Origin of the sequence: Francisella orientalis FNO12, assembly GCF_001042525.2 — a bacterium.
Taxonomy (GTDB): Bacteria; Pseudomonadota; Gammaproteobacteria; order Francisellales; family Francisellaceae; genus Francisella; species Francisella orientalis.
Window position 1 is genome coordinate 621,680 of record NZ_CP011921.2, and the last position, 21,905, is coordinate 643,584.

A 21,905-nucleotide genomic window follows, 5' to 3' on the forward strand; every position below is an offset into this window, starting at 1 on the left:
TATATTTTTTGTGTATTGTCAGAGCATTACCCATCTTTAATTTTTCAATCACGCCAGTTTTTAAATTATGAAAAATCAAGTGTTATAAGACCTCCGTTTGTAATGGATGTTTTTTTATTGGATGTTATGGCAGAGATGTTAGCTAATCCATTATATTTTCTTAGTTATATAAATAAAAGAACAAGCTATATTGAAGAGTTTTTATCATCTAGTGAAATTACTATATTATCGTTTCATCTAAAAAATAATCTATATTTGGAAGATGATATTAATCTAGTAGCTCTTGATGAAAGTATTGTCTATGACTTGGATTCAGCTTTATATGTTAGAAAAAATGATATCCTGGTAATGATACGCCAGATGGTATTTTAACTAGGTATCAAAGAACATTAATAGGCAATTTTCTAGATAAAATCAAATTTTGTAAAGATGAGTATAGTATAGAAATTGGATTTTTCTTATTGACTCTATCTGAAGAAACAATATTTACACTTAATGATGGTATTGAAAAAACTATAGATTTATTCTTAAAAGATAATAAATGCCATGATTTTTCTATTGGACTTATTAAGCCATCTTTGGGCTTAACTATTCATACAAACACAGATGAAAAAGATTTAGCTTATGAAAAACTCATTGAGCATTGTAATACCAGAAAATACTTAGAAAAAGCTGATAATTGGTTTGGATTATGTTTAGATCCATTTACTAAAGAATTTAAATTTGGAGTGATGATAAATAAAGAGTGGTCATATTCAAAAGATCAAGGTGAAAATATTAGTATGTGAATTATGGCAAATAAAAAGATCAAAATAAGAAGAAATGATGGTTGTCCTTGTGGTAGTGGTAAAAAATTTAAGAAGTGTTGTAACTTGAATTTAAGATAAAATATATTGTTGGCTGATTAAATAATATCAAAATTTGCGTAAGAGAAACTAAAGCCTAACAACCCTGTCAAATTTTTCCAAAAGCTTAGCATTATGAGTAATAAATATTACAGTTTTATTTTGCATAAGCTCAACTAAGTTTTCAAAAACTAATCTTTCAGTTTCTTTATCAAGTCCTTCAGTTGGCTCATCTAGGATAAGTATAGGCTTATCTTGTAAAAATGCACGCGCTAAAGCTAAGCGTTTTTGTTGACCGCCTGATAATTGCCTACCAAGCTCACCAGTCCAAGTATCAAGTCCTTTTGGTAATGATTCAACATGTTTTCTTAATTCAACTTTTTCTAAAGCTTCTAAGAGCTCTTCTTCAGTAGCATTATCCTTAGCAATCTTTAGATTCTCTCTAATAGTTGTGTTAAAGATATGTGGAGACTGATTAATCACAGTCATTAAGTTTCTAAGTTGATCTTCGTTAAATTCCTTGATATTTCTACCGCCAATAGTGATTTTGCCACTATTAACATCCCAGAATCTAGCAAGCAGATTAATAATTGTAGATTTACCTTTTCCCGTTGGTGCAAATAGTGCTATTTTTTCATTTTGTTTGATTTCTAAATAAAAATCTTTAAGCACTGATTGCTCTGCATTATAGCCAAAATCAACATTATTGAAGCTGATACTATAGTTATCCAAGCTAATATCAGAGTTTGTTGGATACTCAACTTCTGCTTTGGCATCAGTAATATTTAATATCCTGTTTGATGCAGAAATTGTTTTACCTATATACTGGTACGCTAGTGGTAATGGCATAATTGACTCAAACATCGCCATTATTGCCAAAAATAACAAAGCAATAAATGCGCCACTTATATAGCCACTCTGAGTTAGTTTAACTGCAAAAACTGTTACCATAACTACAGTTAATCCTAATGCTAAAGTCATTAAAGCACTACCAAAACCACTTATAAAGCTGATTTTCTCTTCTTGGTTTAGTAGTTCAGAATTTTGCTTTTTAATATTTTCAATATGCTTACCTTCTAAGTCAAAGATTTTAAGTTCTGCTAGAGAGTTAACATGTTCAGTGATATTTGTTTTTAATTCAGCACTAGTGTGGTTAAGATCTCGAGTTTTCTTCATGGCTAATAGACTACTAACCAACGGTATTACAAAACCTATTAACAGCAATGCTATAAATGTCAGTAGTGCAAGGCTTAAACTAAAGAAACTAAATAATATAGCTATAGTTATACTTGCTAAGACAAATACAACGGTTGGGGAAATTATACGAATATATAGATTATCTAATGCACCAATATCATTGACTAGACGTGTAAGTAAGTCGCCACTTTTATATTTGTATAAATGAGAAGGCGCAAGTGGTTCAAGCTTTTGATAGAACCATACACGAATATCTGTGATTATTCTAAAAGTTGCCTCGTGTGTTAGTATTCTTTCACCATATCTACTTAGTATCCTACCAAGTGAGAAAGAGCGTACACCAGCAGAAGGGTAAAAATAGTTAAATGAAGTTGCAATAGCATAGGTAGTAGTAGCCAAGTAACCCGTGTATGATATAAACCAACCAGATAGCGACATCAGGCCTATACCCATAAGTATCGCTGACCATGCAAGTAGAGTACCTAAGAGCATCCATTGAGTTTGATTTTTAAACAGCTTTATAAATGTTATTAAATTTCTCATGCTGTTACCTCATTTCTATAGAAGTTATAGAACTCACTATTTTGATCGCTAACTAGCTTTTCAAATGTTCCTGTTTCAACTATTTTTCCATCTGCTAAGACTACAATTTTGTCAACACATTCTAGAAAACTTAGTTTGTGAGTTAGCATAATCACAGTTTTATCATTCCAATTTGATTTTAATGAGTTGATGATTTTTTCTTCACTATCTTTATCTAGACTTGCTGTAGGTTCATCGAGAATTAGGATATCATGAGGTTTTAGATATGCACGAGCTAAAGCTAATCTTTGTGCTTGACCTCCAGATACTCCTATATTCTGTTCGCCAACTTCTGTATCTAAACCATTTGCAAGAGAGCTTACAAAGTCATTTAAATCAGTATTTTGTAAAGCTTGATTTATTTGCTCATCTGTAGCACTAGCATTTGCTAGTAGTAGATTATCTTTGATAGAACCTTTAAATAATGATAAGTTTTGTCCTAGCCACGAGATATTTCTAAGCCAAGATTTTTCTTCAAGATTTTTTAGCTCAACATTGTTATTAATTAAGATATTGCCTTGATATTTTATAAAACCAAGTAGTGTATTTATTAGAGTGGTTTTACCTGCGCCACTAGCTCCAACTATAGCTATTTTCTGTTTGTGATTAATCTCTAAAGAAACATTATCAAGAGTTGTTTTATCATCATACTTAACTATCAGATCTTTGATGTTTATAGAGTTTACTTTATTGTTAAATATTTCATTTCTTTCTTGATGAGACGGTTGCATCTCAAATATTTTGGAAATTTCTAGAGCTGCACCAACTGCTTCAGCTTTGGCATGATAATGAGTGCTAAGCTCTCTAAGAGGCATAAAAAACTCAGGAGCCAAAAGCAGGATAAATAATCCACCTTGCAAAGTGATATTGTTTAATGACCACCAAATATCATTACCTGCACCAGCATTGATAAAGCCTATACCAAGATATATCGCAACAAGAGCGATAGAAGTAGCAGCAAAAAGCTCTAACACAGCCGAAGATAAAAAGGCAATTTTAAGAACTTTCATTGTGCGGATTCTATAATTATCAGATGCTTCATAAATAGTTTCGCTATGAGATTTGCTTTTATTAAAAAGTTTTAGAGTCGTAAGTCCTTTTAGAGTATCTAAAAAAGTCATACTCATTCTTGCAAGTGTTTTAAAATGTTTTTGACTCTCAGATTCCGCACCTAAACCTACCAAGATCATAAATAATGGTATAAGAGGGGCACATATTAGTAGTAGAATCCCACATACTATACTTTGCGGAAATATGAACACTAGAATAGCCAGTGGCATTAGTCCAGATAAAGTTATTTGAGGTAAAAACTTAGTCAAGAAACCTGTCAATCCTTCGACCTGCTCCATCGCACTAGTTATTATGTTGGCATTAGAGATTTTATTAAGCTCAATAGGACCTAGACTATTAACATGAGCTAAAATATCTTCACGAATTTGTTTTTTCACTAATATTGCGGCTTTGTAGCTTACTATTTCTCGGATCCAACTTAGAGCAGCTCTAATTAATACAATCACAATAATCAAAACAAAATAAGTGCTTAGCTGACCTAAGGTTGAATTTTGTAGATATGCTTCATAAGAGATATGAGCAAGTAAATATAGTTGACCTATTAGTAGTAGGCCACTTATGAAAGCTATTAATACAGTTAATTTAATCCATTTTTTAGCAGGAGATGAAATATCTTTGAGCCAATTCCTTGCTAGTTTTTTATCTTCTTTAGATGCATCTGAAAGCATTAGAAATTCATTAGTTTTTATTTTGTTTTAAATTATAGCACAATAGAATTACAAACTTGTTTATGATATCAAAGTAGTGCTGAAATATAGTAAAAAAAGGAGTTTTGTGGTAATTTCTATAGTAGTTTATTCGCTTTATAGTGAAGGTTAATACGATGAAAAAAAGATATCTAAGTTTGTCGGTATTAAATTTGATGATATTACCAATGTTCTGTGAAGCTATTCCTGAAGCTACTTCTATGGATACTCCAGCTCAAAATATAACTAGCGATAGTAGTACAACTCAGCAGCAACCACAATCAGTTAAGACTTTAGCAGATGTTGAATCTGAAAATAATCAAGCAACTATTGATAACTCTAGTAAAACTCAAACTATGAAAGAAGAAATTAGCAATATTGATGATGCGGCTAATGGTTTGACTAGTTAGCTAATTTTATAAAATTGGATATGGATAATTACTAGGAGATTCTCTTATGAAAAAAATTAAAATAGCAATTATAGCGACAGCTTTGGGATTATCTTCTTTATCAGTATATGCTGATGATTTTGATTATTCGCAAGGAGATTCTTATCAAGCAGGTAAGGAATTTGGAGAATCTGTTACTCAAGCAAAACAGGATATTATCGAGAAGACTAATAATGCTTCACAATCTATGAATCAAACATATAATAATGTTAAGAATAAATTTTCTGAAACAGCTAATCAAATAGTAGATCAAGCAAATAAGAGCCAAGAAGTTATAAAAGCAAAGGCAAGTGATGCCTCAGATGCTTTGAATGATATGGCTAATAGTGCCCAAACAAAAGTTCAAAATTTTAAAAAAGGATTTGATGATGATGGTACAGATGAAGCAAGTAGCGGAGCAACAATGGTTTTTTAAATAATTAAGTAGATACAGTATGAAAATTTTAAAAAAATTCTTGGAAAAATAAATATACCGTTAATAGTTTTCTTGGCTCTTGTATGTGGCTTATTGCTTGTTGCAAATATAAAAAGTGAACCTGTAAAGGAAGTCAAAGAAAAAGTAAATAACGCCGTTGATAACGTTTCTAAATCACTTAACAGTGCAGCTAAGACTAATAGTAGCCCAATAGATTCATAAGATTATCTGAAGATAAATATAGTAGGATTAATTTTTATTTTCGTAACTACTTTATATAGTAAGTGAATGTTCCAGTATATCATTGAAATGCTTGAAGCAACTGCTAGTCCGTATACACCCCAATACAATGTAAAAATACTTCCTAATACGATATTTAGAACTAAAGCAATATAGAATGCAATACAAGTATTTTTCTCAAAACCTGCCATATTAAGAATTGTCGCTACACAACCAGAAAGTACATTAACAATTTGCCCAATCATTAGAATACAGAAAATAAAGTATGATGTTGTGTATTGTTCTCCATACATCAAAGTTATTGGATAACCACAAATAATAAGTCCTAAAATAGCGATAATAGATAGAACAAATATTATTCTCGTATATGCTGTTATCTTCTGTTGAAATATCTCTCTAGAGTTATTTTTGTAGTCATCAGCTATCTGTGACAAAACATTAGAGTTTACCGCATTTAAAACAAAGCTTACTAGAGCACTGAGTTGTAGTGCAACACCGAATAGTGCTACATTACTAGGATCTGATAGTCCTTTTAAAATGATAATATCAATCTGTGATAAAAGTAATAATCCCCACTGCATTAAAGCAAAAGATAAGTTGCTACCAACAGGTTTAGCACTTTCAAAGCTATATTTTGATGTTTGGATAAGCCATATAGATGTGACATATATAGTCATAAAAATCATCATTGTACCAATAAGCATTGCAGTGTCATTGATATATAAGACTATAAAAGCTAGAGTTAAAAATAGCATAATAAGTCTTAAACCTAGTTGTATTAAATTAGCAAAAATAACTACTCTTCTTGCAACAAAGAATGATTGAAATATATTTGCCATAAAAAATGGTACAGCAAACAACAGTGCAAAATTCTCTATTGAATTATCACTATGTTCAGAACGGTTATAAAAAATTATAAGAGCAATTACGATAACTACTATGGCGAAACCTCGTTTGAAGTACCAATTATGAACTCTAAATGTTTCTTTATGGCGCTCAAAATTGCTTTTTAGGTCAGATTTTCCCCAAGTCCTAGCTAATATACCTCCAGCTCCCATAGTTGCAACTACTGCTATGATAGTAGCAACAGTAACATCAAAGATATAAAAACCATAATCTTTCATATTTAAGTGACGAGCTAAAAGGATAGCTGTAATAAATGCGCATGCTTGTCCTAAAGCTTGGACTACCATTGTTTGTAAAGATTTAGATAGTATATGGTTAGAAAGTATTTTTTTTATCAAGTTAGCTAATAGTTTATTTATCAATTAAATTTAAGGAGATTTTAACAGTAAAGAGCAAATAATATAAGGATAATTTTGACTAGATTACTTAGTTTGTGTATGGAAAGTTTCTAGCGCAAGAGCAAGAGAGCCTTTGACGCCTGTGTTATCACCAAAAGAAGCGGGTACTATAAAGTTATCCATGTTTTTTAATGCAGGATAGTCAAAGTAGTTATTTAAGTATTGTTTCACATTTTTACGAATCATATCAAACAAGATTGTTTTGTGCATTACACCACCTCCAAGAATAATCTTTTCTGGAGAAAATGCGCATATATAGTTTACTAATGCTTTTGCTAGATACTCCGCTTCAAATACCCATGCGATATGATCATCGTTAAGCGCTCCAGCATGAGCAATTTGCCATCTTTTATTTATAGCTGTACCAGAAGCTAAACCCTCTATGCATGTGCTATGAAAAGGACAACAGCCCTCGAACTTATCTTCAGGATTCTTTGGGATAAAAAGATGGCCAATTTCAGGATGCATAGCTCCTTGAACTAATCTATTATTACATATGACACCGCCACCAACACCAGTACCAACTGTTAGATATAAAAGATTTTCTAGATCTTGGGCACAACCCCAAAGTTGTTCGCAAACTGCCGCAGCATTTACATCAGTATTAAAATCAATCGGTCCTTTATATACTGATTTTATAGCTCCAACGATATCAAAGTTTTGCCATGCTATCTTAGGAGTGTTTGTAATGTATCCGTAAGTTTTAGATTTAGTATTAATATCGATAGGCCCAAAACATGCCAAACCTAGAGCTTTGATCTCATAATTGTTCTGATAATTTCTTATTATCCCAAGAACCTCAGACATTGTTTCTTCTGGAGTAGTAGTATCAGTACGGTGACGTTCTATTATATTTCCATCAAAATCACCAATAGTTGTAAAAAACTTGGTTCCACCAGCTTCTATACCTAGTAAATGCATATCTATTGACTTAATTATAATGTATATAATATTTTAAATATTATCACTGATAAGCTTAGTTTAGAATTATTTGATTGAATGTTTACTAAGTTTTTGAGAAATTTATTTTTGGTTTTCTAATTTATCAGTAAATATTTTCAGATCTTTTTTTCAAAGTCATATTTTAATTCATTATTAGCTTGAGCTAGATAGTTTGATAGATATCCTTTTATAAAATTAATGCTATTATCATTCTCAAGTTGTCTAGAAATATGAAGAAGACTTTTTTGGATGCGTTTTGCTACCTAAAGATTATTGCTTCCATAAATTCTTATATATTCAAATCCACTTTTTATAAAGGATCTATCTTAATACCCTCCACATAAATATTCTTATAAATAACTTTGGTAGTAGAGTCTGTATGATCAATTAGATACTTCAAACAACGATTAAGAGAATCAATAACACTAATAGCAGTTCCAGGATCATTTGTTCCAGGACTTAAAGCTTTAGCTGCGATTTCACTGAGAGTTTCTACACCAAATATTGGATCTTCAATAAAGTTTTTTTCATTAAAGATCATAAAATTATCAGTAATTTTGCGAAGCATCTCTTTAGATAAATATTTGGGAGATTTGATATAAGCTATAATCTCAGAGCTAGCTAAGTGTTCTCCTTTGTATTTTACAATGTATAGTTTTGCATTTAGTTTTTCACAATAGCTATTTAGAAATTTTAGAGGAATTTCATTAAGAAATCCATACTCATCAGAGTAAATTGGTAGTGTCTCTTCTGGTATTCTATCTTTATCAAGCTTATTACAGTACATGTACGGATTTTTTGTATATTGTTTAACTGTATAAAAAGCTTGTTTCTCTGTTTTTTGCAAGATAGTTTTTATTTGACCAAGTTTTGCAATATTGTCAATCCATACAATAAACGTAAGAATAATCCATATAAATACGAGTATGGTAATAATAAATATTAAAAAGATTCCTGTTTGATTAAAAATTCTAGATTTAAGACCAATAGTAGCAACAACCCCATATATAAAAGCACCGATAAAGGTTGATGTGGCTTTATGAGAGGTGCTGTCTTTTAGAAGTATGGATAGTACTCTAGGTGTTCCGGATAGACTAGCTGATGTATAAGCTGTAACTATAGCACCTACAGCAAAAAACATTGCTGCAATCATACTATTTGTAATTATAGATAATAGAAGTAGTAACAGTATCTTTATTAATAGTTGTAGAATGGAAATTTATACCTATTTTCTGAAATAGATAATAAAAATATATTGCTAAAGTTGCTACAACACAATAAGCTGTGGGTTTAAACCAAAGTTTACTTTTCAATACATAAATCTGACGCTTTATAATTTTAAAAATCTTTGACATTAAGAACACCTATTAAAAATATTTTTGAAGTTCTTTATAATCATTTTTCTCATAAAATCTTCTTTTGAAAACTAATGATTTTCTTTTAACTTTATAAACAATATATAAGGATATTAAAACATACTTTATAATCTCAAAATATAAAAATATTAATGATGATATTAAAGTTAATGTAGTTAAAAAATAAACGGCTAAAGCCACTATAAAAATATAATAGTTAATATTAAGAGAGTTAATAAACATATATTGCAAATAAGCCATCAATATTATATAAATAGTTATTCCAGCTAAAATAACTGTTATTTTTATCAGTTTAATTACACCTGACTTTCTTATAATAGGCAATATAATCCACTTTTCCTTACCAAATTTTATAAGATCTAATAAATAATAATGAATTAATTTCATTATAGTAAGAAAATTAATAAGATAAATACGTACAAAGATTTTTTGAATATCGGCAATATCAAATAAAAGTTTATATTTATAAGCTTTTATTTTTTTTGACTGAACTTGGATTATTTTTATTTAGACAATATTCAAATATAGCTTCAAGCTCATCATATTTATATTTATCAAAGCTATGTTTATCAAATTTTTCTTTAAAATAAGTCAATCTCAAAATAATTGCAATAATCAGAGGTATTATTGTAACTATAAGTGTCACAAGTATACTTATTATTTCATTATTTAATAACAGAAATTCCACCCATATAGTTAATAAGTGCTTCAGGAATCATTATAGATCCATCTTCTTGTTGGTAATTCTCAATAATAGCTAGTAATGTTCTACCAACTGCTAAACCAGAACCATTTAAAGTATGTACCAATTCAGGTTTTTTCATACTTGGGTTTTTGTGTCTAGCTTTCATGCGACGTGCTTGGAAGTCTCCACACCAACTACATGATGATATTTCTCTATAAGTATTTTGAGAAGGTATCCATACTTCTAGATCATAGGTTTTTTTCGCACTAAAACCCATATCTCCCGTACATAATTTGACTACTCTGTATGGTAGGTTTAGTTTTTGTAGTACTTTTTCTGCATGAGACGTTAATAGCTCTAAAGATTCTTCACCTTTATCAGCTATAGTGATATGTACTAATTCAACTTTCTCAAACTGATGTTGACGAATTAATCCTTTAGTATCACGTCCATAAGAACCAGCTTCACTTCTAAAGCATGGTGTGTGTGCTGTGTAGTATCTAGGCAGAGATTCTGTATCTAAGATTTCATCTCTTACTAGATTTGTGATAGGTACTTCTGCTGTTGGTATCAGGCTATATTCAAAGTCACCTTCTAATTTAAATAAATTTTCAGAGAATTTAGGTAACTGGCCTGTCCCATACAAACTATCATTATTTACCATATATGGTACATATAGTTCTTCATAACCATGCTTCTCCGTATGCATATCTAACATAAATTGTGTCAATGCACGATGAAGCTTAGCAAATTTATTTTTTAGAACCACAAAGCGACTACCTGTAATTTTTGCTGCAGCTTTGAAGTCAATCATATTAAGTATTTCACCAATATCTGCATGATCTTTAGCTTGAGCTTCAGAGTGAAATTCACGAGGAGTTCCCCATTTTTTTATCTTGACATTTTCACTCTCATCCTTACCAACGGGTACATCATCAGCTGGAAGATTTGGCATTGATAGAAGAGTACTATTTATATAGTCTTGAAGATCTTTAAGCTCTTTTTCGATTACTTTTAGCTCATCGTTGATATCATTAACTTTGGCAAAAATGTCACTAGCATCTTCACCTTTAGACTTTCTTTTACCTATTTCTTTGGAGATAGTATTACGTTGAGATTGAAGCTCTTGGGTTCTCTCTTGAAGGTCTTTTCTTTTTGCTTCTTGAGCTTTGAATTCTGCTATATCAAACTGATAACCTCTAGTTGCGAGTTTCTCAGCCACTTCTTCTAAATTATCTTTAATATATTTAGCATCAAGCATTTTGTCTGAAATCCTTATTTTTCAAATTTAAATATAGTTTTGCCTGTCATTTCTTGAGGCTGAGCAATATTCATTACATTAAGTATAGTTGGAGAAATATCAGATAACTTGCCATGCTCTAAAGCTACTTGAGCTTTTTTATGCCCAACATATACAAATGGTACCAGATTGGTAGTGTGAGCAGTATGAGGCTTTTGTGTTTTAGGATTAACCATCATATCAGCATTACCATGATCTGCGGTAATAAACATATTACCATCATGTTCAAGTACTGCGTCTTTCAATCTTGCTAAACATTTATCAAGATATTCAATCGCTTGCATTGCTGCTTCATAGTTGCCAGTATGACCAACCATATCTGAGTTTGCATAGTTGCAAACTATACAATCATATTTACCATTATTGATAGCATCAACTAGTTTGTCAGTAACTTCCTGAGCTGACATCTCTGGCTGTAGATCATAAGTGGCAACTTTTGGAGAAGGAATTAATATTCTATCTTCACCTTCAAATTGATCCTCCTTACCACCATTAAAAAAGAAAGTTACATGAGGATACTTTTCAGTTTCAGCTATTCTTAGTTGAGTCTTATGATTTTTCATTAGCACTTCACCAAGAGTGTTAACTGGTTGTTCTGGTGGGAATGCTACATTACATTTAAGTTTTGAATCATACTCTGTGAGAGTCGTGAAGTTTATGTTTAAATGTCTATCTTTCGGGAAATGATCAAAGTTTTCATCCGTGAAAGCATGAGATATTTCTCTAGCTCTATCAGCTCTAAAATTCATAAAAATAACACTATCATTATCTCCAACTTTTATTAGCTTTCCATCTTTTTGGATACAGGTTGGAATGACAAATTCATCAGATTGATCACGAGCATAAGACTCTTCTAGAGCTTCAAGCGCAGAATTACAAACAAACTCAGCATCAGCATTTACTATAGCATTGTATGCTTTTTCAACTCTATCCCAACGATTATCTCTATCCATCGCATAATATCTACCACTAACACTAGCAATATAGCCAAGATTCAGTTTTTGGAGTAGATTATCTGTTTTTTTGATTGAGCTTTCAGCTGAGCGTGGAGGAGTATCTCTACCATCTAAGAAAGCATGTAGATATACTCTTTTGACACCTTTTTGTTTAGCAATTTTTATCATTTCAAAAATATGTTCTTCGTGAGAGTGAACTCCTCCAGGAGAGAGTAGGCCCATTAAGAGAAGATTTGAGTCTTTTTGAATAACATTATCAATAGCATCACAGATGGCTTTATTATTACCAAAAGTTTTTTCTTCGATCGCTTTATCAATTTGTGTAAGCTCTTGATAGACTACTCTACCACAACCGATATTTACATGTCCGACCTCAGAGTTTCCCATTTGACCTCTAGGTAAACCAACTTCTAAGCTAGATGCGCTAATTAATGTTCTAGGAAAGTCTTGCCAGATGCTATCCCAAGTAGGAGTGTTTGCATTTTTGATAGCATTAAAGTAATCACTTTCGCTATAGCCCCAACCATCTAAGATTACTAAAAGAGTAGTTTTTTTCATACTTATCCTCAAAAACTTTTAACTTTTGAAATTATTTTTAAATACGAGAGTCATTATAACTTTATATTTATACTTTGTCTGCTTTGATACAAAAAAACGAAATGTTTTTATCTTTTATGTATTTTTCTAATATTATTTATGTGAACTTAATTTTCTTATATAATTTAAAAGAATCTTATCTGTTTTTTATTAACTAGGGTCATTTTTTATATATGCAAACAAGTAAACTGCCAGTCTTAAATAAGACAAATGCGCTAAATGCTTTGATTAATGCTTTTACTGAGGAGCTAAGAGGAAAAGGATTTGAGGGTGATATACATTCTGACTATGCTTCAAGAATATCGTCATCAATGGATAATAGTGTATATTTTGTTGTTCCTGAGCTTGTTGTTTTTCCATGTAATAAAAGTGATGTAAAAAGAATCTTTGTATTAGCAAGCAAAAAAGAATATCAAGAGCTTAAATTCTCACCTCGTGGCGGTGGCACAGGTACATCTGGACATTCATTGTGTGCTGGTGTTATTGTTGATACTAGTCGATACATGAATAATATTCTAGAGGTAGATTTTGATAATGAATATGTCAAAGTAGAGCCAGGTGTTGTACTTGATCAGTTAAATGATACATTAGCTGACTCGGAATATTTCTTTGCACCGAACTTATCACCAAGTAATAGAGCAACTTTAGGTGGTATAGTAAATACTGATGCATGTGGTAAAGGTTCTAGAATATATGGGCGCACAAGTGCTCATGTCTTAGAACTAGAGTGTACTTTAGTAAATGGGCAGAAATTATCTACTAAAAAAATTAAGTTATGTGATCTTAATGAAAATAAGTTAAATGATATTGAGAAAAATATATACTCAACGGTTGTTGAGCAAATTATAGATAAGTATGAGCTAATCGAGGAGAAGTTTCCTAAATTAAGCCGTTATCTGATAGGATATAATTTAGCTAAAACTTATAATAAAAAAGATAATACGGTCAGTTTAAGTTATTTAATATCAGGTTCAGAAGGAACATTAGCATTTGTTACTGAGCTGAAACTTAAACTAACTAAAAAACCTAAATTTAAAGCACTATTTGCAATTTCATATAGTAGTTTTGATGGCGCATTGAGAGCTGCTAGAGATTTATTATCATCTAACCCATCTGCTATAGAGACTATAGATAATAATATTATTGAAATTGCAAAGGGTGATGAGGTTTATCACAAAATAAAGTATATGCTTGAAAAGGGTGGTAATTCTACAAATGTGGCAGCAGTAAATTTAGTTGAATTTATTGCTGATAGTCAACATGAGTTAGATAATGTGACTTCGCGTCTAGAAAGAAAGCTGTTAGAAAAGCAAGTAGTGTTTCACTTCACAGAAAGTCAAACAGATATGGATAGTCTTTGGGAGTTGAGAAAAAAAGGTGCGGGTCTACTTGGTGCTATGAAAGGAGATCGTAAACCAATACCTTTTATTGAAGATACGACAGTGGCTCCTGAAAAATTAGCAGTCTATATCAAAGAGTTAACAGTATTACTAAACTCTTATGGTGTTAAATACGGAATGTTTGGCCATGTTGATGTAGGTTGTCTGCATGTACGACCAGCGCTAGATATGTCTTCAGCTGAAGACTCTCAAAAGATCAAACAAATTACTCAAAAAGTCAGTGATCTTGTTAAGAAGTATGGTGGAGTTTTATGTGGTGAGCATGGTCATGGCTATAGAAGTGAGTATATCAAGGAGTATTTTGGTCAAGAGCTGTATGATTCATTAGTATATATCAAAAAAGTATTTGATCCACATAATCAACTTAATCCTGGTAAGATTACTGTTCCAACAGGTAGTAAAGATAAGCTTGTAAAAGTAGATAGGCCATTCAGAGGTTATTTAGATGAGCAAGTGCCTAAAGAGATACGCGAACAGTTCTCTGGAGCATATAACTGTAATGGTAATTCACAATGTCTAAACTATAATTTAGATACTGTAATATGTCCATCAGCTAAAGCTAGTAGAAATTGGTTATATTCACCAAAAGGAAGATCGGCTATATTACGTGAGTGGCTTAATCAACTTTTAGCAGCAGGATACTCAACAAAAGATAAAGTTTATAACACTGGTTTTGATAAGTTAGAAGAATATCCAGATGATTTCTCACATCAAGTATATGACTCACTAGATAAGTGTTTAGGGTGTAAGGCTTGTGTATCTGGATGTCCAATAAAAGTTGATATTCCTACGATGAAATCACAATTTTTATATCATTATCATTCTAAATATAAACGTCCTGGCTTAGATTATTTTGTTAAATTTAGTGAATCATTGCTGAGTATCAATTTATATATGCCAAAAATATATAATGATATTTTTAATACTCAATTTGTCAGAGCTGGGTTGACTAACTTAGTTGGTTTTGCGGATACTCCCATTATTAATTCATTAAATCTAAGATCAGAGCTTAAAAAAAGAGGTGCTCCAGAGTTTAATATCGAAGAAATGAGAAGTCTGTCTACAGAGCAAAAGAAAAAAACTGTTTGTATCGTTCAAGATATATTTACATCTTTATATGATACTCATATAGTTTTGACATTATATGACTTTTTAACGGCTTTATGCTTTAGGGTGTATTTTGCTCCATTTAAAGTCAATGGTAAGCCATCACATGTCAAAGGTTTCCTCAAGTACTTTAAAAAACAGGCTATGAAAGCTACTAAGCTATACAACCAAATAGCAGAAACAAAAGTCGAAATGATTGGTGTCGATCCTGCAATGACTCTTGTTTATAGAGATGAATACAAAAAGATCTGTGGTGATAAGGTAAGATTCAAAGTTAAACTAATACAAGAGTGGTTAACAACGAAACTTGATACTTTACCGACTATGCGCAAAATGTTAGATAAAGAGTTTAATTTATTTAATCACTGTACAGAAAAATCATTATCAGCTGTTTCGATAGAGCAATGGCAAAAAATATTTAAGCATTTTGGGGTAGAAACTAAAATTGCTAAAGTTGGTTGTTGTGGTATGTCTGGTAGCTTTGGTCATGAGACTAAGCATATCGATACATCAAAGCACATTTATAATTTAAGCTGGAAAGACAAAATTAAAGAAAGTGGAATTAGGTCTGTAATCGTAACAGGATTTTCATGTAGATGTCAAGTAAAGCGTATGGAAGGCCATACAATCAAACACCCTATAGAAATTTTGGAATTAAATAGAAAAAAACAGCAGAAAGTGTTGACACAAAAAATCTAGTCAGTATAATAAACTGCATCATTTGGGTAGTTAGCTCAGTCGGTAGAGCAGTTGGCTTTTAACCAATTGGTCACAGGTTCGAATCCTGTACTACCCACCATTAGATTAATCATTTCAATACAAAATTAAAGAGATTTTATTTTGTAATTATGGGTAGTTAGCTCAGTCGGTAGAGCAGTTGGCTTTTAACTAATTGGTCACAGGTTCGAATCCTGTACTACCCACCATTATTTATTCTTATAAAAGCATATTTATTATACATTGCTTATGTTTATGCTGTTAATTTTGCTTGTTGCTAATAATTTTTAGAAAGAAAACATATATGGAAGAAGTTCTTTAATATTTGTTTCTTTTATATCTGTTTTTCTGATATTTGATAATATGATTGGACACTCAAGATCCAAAAGTTCTGACATAACTTGTCGGCAAGCACCACATGGCGAAACTCCTTCTGGAGTGTCTGCAACTACCGCAAGTTTTTTGATATCTTCTTTACGATAACCTTGGGCGTAAGCGTAGAATAATACTGTTCTTTCAGCACAGTTGCATAGTCCATAAGAAGCATTTTCTACATTAGCACCCTTTAAAATAGAACCATCTTTCATTAATAGTGTAGCACCAACATTAAACTTAGAATATGGAGTATAAGCATTCTCAGCTGCTTGTATGGCTGCATCAATTAGTTTGTTGTTAATATCATTGCTCATTAGTATTTATTTTTCCTTAGTTTTCGAAATTATTTTCAATCGAGTGTTTTATAATTGACATTATATTCTGCATACCTTTATCATATCTGCTTTTATTGACTGATTCTGAGGTTGTTCTCTTTGCTATAACTGTACATATACAGCTGGCTTGCAAGCCAAAAGTAGCGCATACTGTAAGCAAAGCAGAAGACTCCATTTCTAGATTAAGAACATTTAATTTTCTCCATTCATCTAGAGATTCTCTAAAATGTTTTCTTACATAACCACTATAGCTATCTCTTCTTTCTTGACCCGGATAAAAAGTATCTGAAGATCCTGTTATTCCACAATGAATATCTATATTTAATGATTTTGCTGAGTTGTATAAAGAACTATTTAACTTAAAGTCAGCAACCGCAGGATACTCTATCGGAGCATAATGATATGAGGTGCCATCTAAACGAACAGATGCAGTGGTTAATATCAAATCGCCAAAATCAATATTCTCTTGAATAGCACCACATGTTCCCACACGTATCAGTTTTTTGATTCCTATCATAGCTAACTCTTCAATACATATTGCTGTTGAAGGCCCACCCATACCAGTTGATATGACAATAGTATTTCTATCAGCTACTTTGGCTAAATAAGATGTATATTCTCTATTAGTAGCAAGAAATTTAGCATTTTTATCTAGCATTTTTGCTAAAGGTTCGGATCTTTTAGGATCTCCAGGAAGAATTGCGATTTCTGCACTATCTATCATCTCTTCACTTAACCCTATATGATAAAGCACTTCATCTTTTGCTACGCGTTTATTAGCTATATTTATATTACTCATAACCCTAAATATTCAGATTTACTCATATAAACATTCTACTCTTAATAATTTTAAATAGAATATATTAAGTAATTTTTTTATAATACTTCAAAAAATAAATTTATAAGCTATTATGAAGCAGCAGTATGCAGATTTTGCAACTATTGAGAATTTTTTGTTATGTGAAACACCTGATCAATGGATACAGAAAGCATTAGCTAATATAGAATTAATGCTGATAGATCATGCTCACTGTGAGATGAAAGCAGCATCTTCAGCTATGACATACATATATAGACATCCAGATAAATATGAACTAGTAACAAGAATGTCTAAGATCGCTAGAGAAGAGTTAGTACACTTTGAACAAGTGATGCGTATTATGAAAAAGCGGGACATACAATACAAAGCTATATCAGCATCTAGATATGCTAGTCAATTAATCAAAGCTGCTAGGACAGATAAAGAAGGGCGCTTTATCAATGCTTTGATTATTGGAGCATATATAGAAGCTCGTTCTTGTGAAAGATTTGCAAAAGTTGCTCCGTATTTAGATTCTGAGTTACAGAAGTTTTATAATGGATTATTAGAGTCAGAAAAAAGACATTTTACGATATATCTACATTTTGCAGAAAAATATTCTTCTACAGATATTGGCAAAGATATCAAAAGAATAGGTGAAATAGAAAAGAATCTTATATTATCTTCAGATTCAGAGTTTAGATTTCATAGTGGTATTTAGTTATATAGCTGAAATCATCTAAAAGTAGTAGGTTATATAGTATAGATTAGAAATTTATTATTAGATAATGGGTAATTTCCATTTATATACTATCGACATGACTCTTATAGTTAATCCCAATCCGATAATTATTGCAGCACTAATATATAAATTCACATCCAAATATATAAAGATAATGTTCATACCTCCAACGACCGCTACTACAGATGCGTATAGTTCCGCTTTAAAGGCAACAGGGATATCATTACAGATCATATCTCTCATAATACCACCAGCTACACCATTAATTATAGCAATAACAATTCCAACTATAAAAACACTAAAGAACTTCATATGAAATACTTCTATGCAAATTTGGTACGCTATACTACTACCTATATATGCAAATGCAATAAGACCAATTGAGTCTAAGATCAAAAATATTTTATAAAACTTATTTATATACTTTTGTGTAAAAATAGCAATAATAGAGAAACATAAACATATCACAATATAGTGAGGATGGAGCATAATGGTTACTGGTAGATTACCGAGTAGCAAATCTCTAACTACACCACCACCTAGAGCCGTTGTTAATGCGATTGCAACTACTCCAAAAGCATCCATGTTTCTTCGAGATGATGAGATTACTCCGGTCATGCTTTCAGCAATTATGCCTATTAGGAACATAATAGTAAAAATAAAAGGGCCTGATATTCCAACGTGGTACATAATTATTTCCAAAAGCTAGAGTTGGCTATATTTTAGAGATTATTTTTAGAATTTAAATCATTTTTTATTATTAGTTTTGCAGAAATATTTGAAGTTGTTTTTTCTTTTAATATATCGAAACCATCAAGGTTATATTCAGCAGTTTTTTCAGTTTCTACATATAATAATGTTTCATTAGGGATATTATGATTTTTAAATATCGACTCTAGAGCTTTGGGAATAATATTTTTATTAAATAGAGGATCTAAAAATATAATTAGCTTAGAATTGTTGGCGTCAAAACTTGCAAGAGCATTTATGCTATCAGTTTTATATATTTCATAATTCTGTATTTCTAATGTATTAATATTTTCTTTGATTTGTTGCATAGCTTTAAAATTAAGTTCATAAAATATGGCTTTTGAAGCGCCTCTTGATATACTTTCTATACCTAGGCTACCACTGCCAGCAAAAGCATCTATGCAAATGCTATCATGTATATATGGAGCTAACCAATTAAAGATAGTTTCTTTAAGCTGATCAGAAGTTGGACGTAAGCCATTCACATTGGGGAATTTTAGTCTTCGATTTTTGTATTTTCCAGATATTATACGAATAGTATTTGTCTTCACTTATTCGATATCTCCAACCATTACAGTGATTATGTTATTTTCTTGTATAGATTGGTAAGCATTGTGAATTTGTGTAGCAGTAACATTATTAATATGCTCAACATAGGTATCAAAAAAATCTAAAGGTAGATTTTTATTTGCAATTGAAGATAATATATTTAATTTAGAACTATTTTTTACACAGCTTAGTAAATGTGTTCCTTCAATATGCTTTTTAGAGTTTGTTAGAGTTTGTTCATCTATAGTAGAATTGATGAAATTACTGTAGACACTATCTATAGTTTCTAAAGCAAGATTTGGATTACTTGTTTGAGCAGATATCACAAAGCTACCATAATCAGGATTAATGTTAGCAGTGCTTGAGATATTATAAACTAATCCAAGCTCTTCACGAACTTTATTGAAAAGCAGAGAGTTTAAACCGTCACTACCAAGTATTTCATTTCCTAGTTTTAGTGGAAAATATAATGGATCATTAATATCAAGTAACAATTGATGACCTGTTAGTATAGCAGTTTGTTTACTTGAGAACTTATTTTTAATTATTTGAGAGTTGTTTTTTTGTTGAGCAAATTTTTGCGTATTTTTTTTACCTTTTGGTAAAAAACTAACTAGGCTCTGAGAAATATCTTCAGCCTGTATTTTATCAATAGCACCAACTATACATATATTGGCATTGTTTGCACAAATATTTTCACTAAAGAAATCTTCAATATCTTTTTTTGATATTTTTTTAATAGTTTCTTTGTAGCCAATTGTTGGCTTGCTATAAGGATTATTTGCAAAAATATGCTTTGAAAATTCAAGTGAAGCTAGGTAGTTAGGCTGTTGATATAAATAATCAATATGAGTAAGAGTCTGAATCTTTTCTCTTTCTAATATATCAGCATCAAAGTCAGGAATTGTGAAAATTTCTTGTAGTATATTAATAGTGTTATTAATAATATTACGGTCATTTAAAAGACGAATTTTTATATTAAAAAACTCTTTAGTAGTTTCTGAGTGTATAGATATTCCATTATCTGTTATTTTATTTATAAGTTCTTGTTCACTAGATTTTTGAGTTTTTGTGGCGAACATTCCTACTGCTAAATCAGTCAAGCCATTTAGATTGCTATCAAATGCTGACCCAGCTCTAAAGTTAAGCTGAATATCAACCATTGGTAGACTAGGAGATTCTTGGAAATATACTGTTGTATTATCTATATCAAATTTATGGACCATAGTTTCTAATCCTTTAATAAGTGAAGAGATGTAAGGTTGTTTTTGTCAAAATATCTATTAAGTACGCGATTAACGTCGTTAATTGAGACATCATAGAGTTTTTCAAGATATTTATAGTAGTCAACATCTAGATTTATACTAGCAAGAGAGCCTATCAAATTTGCTTGAGTTTCAAGTGAATCCATAGCAAACACTTTATCAGCTTTTATGGTTACTTTTGCTCTATTTAGTTGCTCTTGAGTTACGCCATCATTTTTGAGTTTATTAATACAGTTTTCTATTTTATTCTGAATCTTATCTAAGTTTTGATCATGGTTCGCTATGGCTGTGATCGTGAAAATATCTTCACCCTTTGTAAAAGGCGAGTATTCACTATCTATATGACAACAAAGATTTTCATTTCTGACTAATTGCTGTTGTAATATTGATGCATCAGCACTACCAATAATAGTATTTAGGATCATTAAAGCAAAAGGATCATTATCATGATAATCAGTTGTTAGCGAGGGTGTTATGTATCCTAATATCGTAGCATCGGTATCATTTGGTGATTTTTGTACTTTTGAATGCCTATAGCCAATATTTATTAAGCTTTGCTCTTTTTCTATATTAATCAATTTAGATTTTGGAATACCACCAAAGTAATCTTTTATCATGGGTATAGCAGATGATTTATCAATATCACCTACAAGAACAATACTAGCATTGTTTGGAGCATAGTTTTGTTGATACCATTTTTTTAGATCATTAAGTGTATAGTTTTCAATATCTTCACGCCAGCCAATTATTGGAGTATGTCGAGAGTTATTTTGATATGCAAGTTTCATAAATTGTTCAAAAGCATAACTAAATGCTTTATCATCTACGCGTAGATTTCTTTCTTCAAGTACAACTTTTCTCTCTGGAATAAATTCATTTTCATCAAATAGTAAGTTTGACATTCTTGATGATTCAATAGATAGGCTTAGTTCTAGATTTTTTTTATGCCAAAACTGATAATAAGCAGTATAGTCAAATCCTGTGAATGCATTTTGCACACCACCATTATTTCCAACTATACTGTTTAGCTCATCTTTAGTATATTTATCAGTACCTTTGAACATCATGTGTTCAAGCATATGAGATATGCCGGTTAGTTTAGTAGGTTCGTATGTTGATCCTACTTTATACCAAATTTGAGCGAGAGCAACAGGTGCTCTAGAGTCTTTTTTTATGTATATATTAAGATCATTATCAAGGGAGTATTTATCGATGCTCATA

The 21,905-nt window shown here is 31.1% G+C and carries 22 protein-coding genes and 2 tRNA genes; 10 read left to right on the forward strand and 14 right to left on the reverse strand.

The features are described 5' to 3' along the window. Nucleotides 1–15 precede the first annotated feature (15 nt). The 3 genes from FNO12_RS03240 to FNO12_RS11720 all read left to right on the forward strand — a co-directional run bounded on the left by FNO12_RS03240 (nucleotide 16) and on the right by FNO12_RS11720 (nucleotide 887). Nucleotides 16–372 (forward strand): hypothetical protein, encoded by a 357-nt coding sequence (locus FNO12_RS03240; protein WP_148663979.1) that lies wholly within the window; start codon nucleotides 16–18, stop codon nucleotides 370–372. Nucleotides 373–461: 89 nt separating this feature from the next. Further along, a complete protein-coding gene (locus FNO12_RS03245; protein WP_014715177.1) occupies nucleotides 462–788 on the forward strand; it encodes a hypothetical protein in 327 nt (108 codons plus the stop codon). A gap of 3 nt (nucleotides 789–791) precedes the next feature. Continuing rightward, nucleotides 792–887 carry an SEC-C metal-binding domain-containing protein gene (locus FNO12_RS11720; protein WP_080574389.1) on the forward strand — a complete coding sequence of 32 codons (96 nt, stop codon included), beginning with the start codon at nucleotides 792–794 and terminating at the stop codon, nucleotides 885–887. A 48-nt stretch (nucleotides 888–935) separates the two neighbouring features. Here the strand turns inward: FNO12_RS11720 and cydC are convergent, their stop codons facing one another. Both cydC and cydD read right to left on the reverse strand, forming a co-directional pair. Beyond that, nucleotides 936–2,585, reverse strand: coding sequence for a heme ABC transporter ATP-binding protein/permease CydC (cydC, locus tag FNO12_RS03255; RefSeq protein WP_014715178.1), 1,650 nt, complete (start codon nucleotides 2,583–2,585; stop codon nucleotides 936–938). Continuing rightward, nucleotides 2,582–4,363: a heme ABC transporter permease/ATP-binding protein CydD gene (gene cydD, locus FNO12_RS03260; RefSeq protein ID WP_014715179.1), complete on the reverse strand. Its 1,782-nt coding sequence runs from the start codon at nucleotides 4,361–4,363 to the stop codon at nucleotides 2,582–2,584. Before cydD ends, cydC begins: the two co-directional genes overlap by 4 nt. A 155-nt stretch (nucleotides 4,364–4,518) precedes the next feature. On the opposite strand from cydD, the gene FNO12_RS03265 reads away from it, so the two are divergent. From FNO12_RS03265 to FNO12_RS03275, 3 genes are read left to right on the forward strand one after another with little or no spacing between them, the layout of a single operon-like run. Beyond that, nucleotides 4,519–4,791, forward strand: coding sequence for a hypothetical protein (locus tag FNO12_RS03265; RefSeq protein WP_014715180.1), 273 nt, complete (start codon nucleotides 4,519–4,521; stop codon nucleotides 4,789–4,791). A gap of 46 nt (nucleotides 4,792–4,837) precedes the next feature. Next, nucleotides 4,838–5,245 (forward strand): hypothetical protein, encoded by a 408-nt coding sequence (locus FNO12_RS03270; protein WP_014715181.1) that lies wholly within the window; start codon nucleotides 4,838–4,840, stop codon nucleotides 5,243–5,245. 12 nt (nucleotides 5,246–5,257) lie between these two features. Then, nucleotides 5,258–5,467 (forward strand): hypothetical protein, encoded by a 210-nt coding sequence (locus FNO12_RS03275; protein WP_014715182.1) that lies wholly within the window; start codon nucleotides 5,258–5,260, stop codon nucleotides 5,465–5,467. 2 nt (nucleotides 5,468–5,469) lie between these two features. Here the strand turns inward: FNO12_RS03275 and FNO12_RS03280 are convergent, their stop codons facing one another. The 6 genes from FNO12_RS03280 to gpmI form a co-directional block, all read right to left on the reverse strand. Beyond that, nucleotides 5,470–6,729: a lipopolysaccharide biosynthesis protein gene (locus FNO12_RS03280; protein ID WP_014715183.1), complete on the reverse strand. Its 1,260-nt coding sequence runs from the start codon at nucleotides 6,727–6,729 to the stop codon at nucleotides 5,470–5,472. An 84-nt stretch (nucleotides 6,730–6,813) separates the two neighbouring features. After that, the gene (locus FNO12_RS03285) at nucleotides 6,814–7,710 is read right to left on the reverse strand and encodes an ROK family protein (protein ID WP_014715184.1); all 897 of its coding nucleotides are present in this window, start codon (nucleotides 7,708–7,710) and stop codon (nucleotides 6,814–6,816) included. A gap of 331 nt (nucleotides 7,711–8,041) precedes the next feature. Further along, complete coding sequence (locus FNO12_RS03290) at nucleotides 8,042–8,884, reverse strand: DUF2254 family protein (protein ID WP_231138820.1); 843 nt, start codon at nucleotides 8,882–8,884, stop codon at nucleotides 8,042–8,044. Between the two features lie 686 nt (nucleotides 8,885–9,570). Next, nucleotides 9,571–9,795 carry a hypothetical protein gene (locus FNO12_RS03300; RefSeq protein ID WP_030003410.1) on the reverse strand — a complete coding sequence of 75 codons (225 nt, stop codon included), beginning with the start codon at nucleotides 9,793–9,795 and terminating at the stop codon, nucleotides 9,571–9,573. Next, entirely contained in the window at nucleotides 9,773–11,053 is a 1,281-nt protein-coding gene (gene serS / locus FNO12_RS03305) for a serine--tRNA ligase (RefSeq protein ID WP_014715187.1), read from the reverse strand. Before serS ends, FNO12_RS03300 begins: the two co-directional genes overlap by 23 nt. Nucleotides 11,054–11,067: 14 nt before the next feature. Continuing rightward, nucleotides 11,068–12,606, reverse strand: a complete 1,539-nt coding sequence (gene gpmI, locus FNO12_RS03310; protein WP_014715188.1) for a 2,3-bisphosphoglycerate-independent phosphoglycerate mutase — start codon at nucleotides 12,604–12,606, stop codon at nucleotides 11,068–11,070. Nucleotides 12,607–12,818: 212 nt separating this feature from the next. On the opposite strand from gpmI, the gene FNO12_RS03315 reads away from it, so the two are divergent. The 3 genes from FNO12_RS03315 (at nucleotide 12,819) to FNO12_RS03325 (ending at nucleotide 16,078) form a co-directional block, all read left to right on the forward strand. After that, nucleotides 12,819–15,851, forward strand: coding sequence for an FAD-binding and (Fe-S)-binding domain-containing protein (locus tag FNO12_RS03315; RefSeq protein WP_014715189.1), 3,033 nt, complete (start codon nucleotides 12,819–12,821; stop codon nucleotides 15,849–15,851). A 24-nt stretch (nucleotides 15,852–15,875) separates the two neighbouring features. Then, a tRNA-Lys gene (locus tag FNO12_RS03320) sits at nucleotides 15,876–15,951 on the forward strand. 51 nt (nucleotides 15,952–16,002) lie between these two features. Beyond that, nucleotides 16,003–16,078 (forward strand) — tRNA-Lys (locus tag FNO12_RS03325). 78 nt (nucleotides 16,079–16,156) lie between these two features. Here the strand turns inward: FNO12_RS03325 and FNO12_RS03330 are convergent. Together FNO12_RS03330 and udp are read right to left on the reverse strand one after the other, a co-directional pair. Beyond that, nucleotides 16,157–16,558: a cytidine deaminase gene (locus FNO12_RS03330; RefSeq protein ID WP_014715190.1), complete on the reverse strand. Its 402-nt coding sequence runs from the start codon at nucleotides 16,556–16,558 to the stop codon at nucleotides 16,157–16,159. 16 nt (nucleotides 16,559–16,574) lie between these two features. Beyond that, nucleotides 16,575–17,378: a uridine phosphorylase gene (gene udp, locus FNO12_RS03335; RefSeq protein WP_014715191.1), complete on the reverse strand. Its 804-nt coding sequence runs from the start codon at nucleotides 17,376–17,378 to the stop codon at nucleotides 16,575–16,577. Nucleotides 17,379–17,487: 109 nt separating this feature from the next. Between udp and FNO12_RS03340 the strand changes: the two genes are divergently transcribed. Beyond that, nucleotides 17,488–18,099 carry a MiaE family protein gene (locus FNO12_RS03340; RefSeq protein ID WP_174805282.1) on the forward strand — a complete coding sequence of 204 codons (612 nt, stop codon included), beginning with the start codon at nucleotides 17,488–17,490 and terminating at the stop codon, nucleotides 18,097–18,099. Nucleotides 18,100–18,159: 60 nt separating this feature from the next. Here FNO12_RS03340 and FNO12_RS03345 read toward each other — a convergent pair whose 3' ends face one another. Genes FNO12_RS03345 through FNO12_RS03360 form a run of 4 tightly spaced genes read right to left on the reverse strand, consistent with a single transcriptional unit; the run spans nucleotide 18,160 to nucleotide 21,904 of the window. Next, entirely contained in the window at nucleotides 18,160–18,810 is a 651-nt protein-coding gene (locus FNO12_RS03345) for a trimeric intracellular cation channel family protein (protein ID WP_014715193.1), read from the reverse strand. Nucleotides 18,811–18,842: 32 nt separating this feature from the next. Beyond that, nucleotides 18,843–19,421 carry a 16S rRNA (guanine(966)-N(2))-methyltransferase RsmD gene (gene rsmD / locus FNO12_RS03350; RefSeq protein ID WP_014715194.1) on the reverse strand — a complete coding sequence of 193 codons (579 nt, stop codon included), beginning with the start codon at nucleotides 19,419–19,421 and terminating at the stop codon, nucleotides 18,843–18,845. Next, a complete protein-coding gene (locus FNO12_RS03355) occupies nucleotides 19,422–20,645 on the reverse strand; it encodes a M16 family metallopeptidase (protein ID WP_014715195.1) in 1,224 nt (407 codons plus the stop codon). 5 nt (nucleotides 20,646–20,650) lie between these two features. Next, nucleotides 20,651–21,904 carry a M16 family metallopeptidase gene (locus FNO12_RS03360; protein WP_014715196.1) on the reverse strand — a complete coding sequence of 418 codons (1,254 nt, stop codon included), beginning with the start codon at nucleotides 21,902–21,904 and terminating at the stop codon, nucleotides 20,651–20,653. Between the last annotated feature and the right edge of the window lies 1 nt (nucleotide 21,905).

What these genes read in the sequence shown, in the direction of transcription:
- FNO12_RS11720 (WP_080574389.1), top strand. Translation starts at nt 792, where the DNA reads ATGGCAAATAAAAAGATCAAAATAAGAAGAAATGATGGTTGTCCTTGT.
- cydC (WP_014715178.1), bottom strand. Translation starts at nt 2,585, where the DNA reads ATGAGAAATTTAATAACATTTATAAAGCTGTTTAAAAATCAAACTCAA.
- cydD (WP_014715179.1), bottom strand. Translation starts at nt 4,363, where the DNA reads ATGCTTTCAGATGCATCTAAAGAAGATAAAAAACTAGCAAGGAATTGG.
- FNO12_RS03265 (WP_014715180.1), top strand. Translation starts at nt 4,519, where the DNA reads ATGAAAAAAAGATATCTAAGTTTGTCGGTATTAAATTTGATGATATTA.
- FNO12_RS03270 (WP_014715181.1), top strand. Translation starts at nt 4,838, where the DNA reads ATGAAAAAAATTAAAATAGCAATTATAGCGACAGCTTTGGGATTATCT.
- FNO12_RS03285 (WP_014715184.1), bottom strand. Translation starts at nt 7,710, where the DNA reads ATGCATTTACTAGGTATAGAAGCTGGTGGAACCAAGTTTTTTACAACT.
- FNO12_RS03290 (WP_231138820.1), bottom strand. Translation starts at nt 8,884, where the DNA reads ATGATTGCAGCAATGTTTTTTGCTGTAGGTGCTATAGTTACAGCTTAT.
- serS (WP_014715187.1), bottom strand. Translation starts at nt 11,053, where the DNA reads ATGCTTGATGCTAAATATATTAAAGATAATTTAGAAGAAGTGGCTGAG.
- gpmI (WP_014715188.1), bottom strand. Translation starts at nt 12,606, where the DNA reads ATGAAAAAAACTACTCTTTTAGTAATCTTAGATGGTTGGGGCTATAGC.
- FNO12_RS03315 (WP_014715189.1), top strand. Translation starts at nt 12,819, where the DNA reads ATGCAAACAAGTAAACTGCCAGTCTTAAATAAGACAAATGCGCTAAAT.
- FNO12_RS03330 (WP_014715190.1), bottom strand. Translation starts at nt 16,558, where the DNA reads ATGAGCAATGATATTAACAACAAACTAATTGATGCAGCCATACAAGCA.
- udp (WP_014715191.1), bottom strand. Translation starts at nt 17,378, where the DNA reads ATGAGTAATATAAATATAGCTAATAAACGCGTAGCAAAAGATGAAGTG.
- FNO12_RS03345 (WP_014715193.1), bottom strand. Translation starts at nt 18,810, where the DNA reads ATGTACCACGTTGGAATATCAGGCCCTTTTATTTTTACTATTATGTTC.
- FNO12_RS03355 (WP_014715195.1), bottom strand. Translation starts at nt 20,645, where the DNA reads ATGGTCCATAAATTTGATATAGATAATACAACAGTATATTTCCAAGAA.
- FNO12_RS03360 (WP_014715196.1), bottom strand. Translation starts at nt 21,904, where the DNA reads ATGAGCATCGATAAATACTCCCTTGATAATGATCTTAATATATACATA.